The following is a 1,160-nucleotide window of genomic DNA, read 5'->3' as shown; positions in this document are numbered from 1 at the left end:
AGCAAAGAAATCGAAACAATTGATCAATTGTTGGCTGACCCCTGGGCAGTCAATATTCAAGACATTTGGGAACAAGCGGCATATAATCCAGATCCTGATAAACGCAAACTGTTTGACGCGTTACACACTTACCTCTTAGATAAACACCAAGAGCAAATTATCAATGACAAGCATTTCGTGATTTAACATGAGTGAGCCAAAGAGATACATCATCGTGGCTGGGATAAGCGGCGCTGGTAAAAGCACTTTATATCGCGCGAGACTCGAATTACTTACTCACTCCAAACGATTAAATGCCGATGAAATCCTCCAAAAAATGGGTGGCAATTGGCATAAAAATCGTGACAACTTTAGGGCAATGCGCGAAGAAATAAAACAGCTCCACGCGGCTTTAAATGCTGGGCAGAGTATTCATGTTGAAACAACCTTATCTGGTCAAGAAAAGGCACAATTAAATTTAATCGAGCGGGCTCACCAAAATGGGTTTGAGGTCACGCTTTTATACATGGCGTTAAAAAACAAAAAAGTAGCAATTAATCGGGTTCATGAACGGGTCAAAAAGGTGGGCACGGTGTACCAGATGAAGTTGTTGAAAAACGTTATAGTCAATCAAATCATAATTTAGCAGCAGTCGCATTCAAAGCTGATAATGTCGTGATCTATGATAATAGCCAAAAATTTGTGTCAGTTTACAGACGAGATCATGACCAGGTGATCAAAAATAATTTGCGTAACTTTCTTTGGATAAATCCAAAAATTACCTTTGAAGCCGCCATTTAAAAGCAACTAAATGACTTTGTTAAAAATAATCCAGATTTAAAAATTAGAAATCCCATGAATGATTCAGAAAATAAAAACGATCGGCCTAGTTACTAGGCTGATCGTTTTTGAGCTTATTCGGCTTATGGGAATTAACGTAATCGGCAAATGTGTTTAAAAGCTCTTCGGTTTGTTCAACCGAGAGATTATCAGCTTGAAAGTATTTTTCGAGTAAAGCCCCTTTTTGAATTAATCGGCGAGAACGGGCTTTACGGGCTTGCCGATTTTCGTAGTATTTAGATTTCCGTAATTTAAAATTTTCTCGCTCAATTTTTTGTTTTAAACGCGCTTGTTGCTCAACTAGTTTTTCATATTGATTAGGCATAGTCATTACCACCTAA

The 1,160-nt window shown here is 37.9% G+C and carries 2 protein-coding genes and 1 pseudogene; 2 read left to right on the top strand and 1 reads right to left on the bottom strand.

The window, feature by feature from the left end; genetic code table 11:
- Together EKM61_RS11935 and EKM61_RS11930 are read left to right on the top strand one after the other, a co-directional pair.
- Positions 1-186, top strand: a 186-nt coding sequence (locus tag EKM61_RS11935) for a hypothetical protein (RefSeq protein WP_164505776.1), incomplete at its 5' end; no start/stop codon positions are given.
- 1 nt (position 187) lies between these two features.
- Positions 188-876: pseudogene (locus tag EKM61_RS11930) on the top strand (zeta toxin family protein).
- Here EKM61_RS11930 and EKM61_RS11925 read toward each other — a convergent pair.
- Positions 866-1,144 (bottom strand): hypothetical protein, encoded by a 279-nt coding sequence (locus EKM61_RS11925; RefSeq protein ID WP_068377436.1) that lies wholly within the window; start codon positions 1,142-1,144, stop codon positions 866-868. The pseudogene EKM61_RS11930 and the gene EKM61_RS11925 overlap by 11 nt on opposite strands.
- Positions 1,145-1,160 lie beyond the last annotated feature (16 nt).

Source organism: Loigolactobacillus backii (assembly GCF_003946275.1).
Lineage (GTDB): Bacteria > Bacillota > Bacilli > Lactobacillales > Lactobacillaceae > Loigolactobacillus > Loigolactobacillus backii.
Note: the sequence above shows the minus strand (reverse complement) of the source record. Positions and strands in the feature narration are given on the sequence as shown.

What these genes read in the sequence shown, in the direction of transcription:
- EKM61_RS11925 (WP_068377436.1), bottom strand. Translation starts at nt 1,144, where the DNA reads ATGCCTAATCAATATGAAAAACTAGTTGAGCAACAAGCGCGTTTAAAA.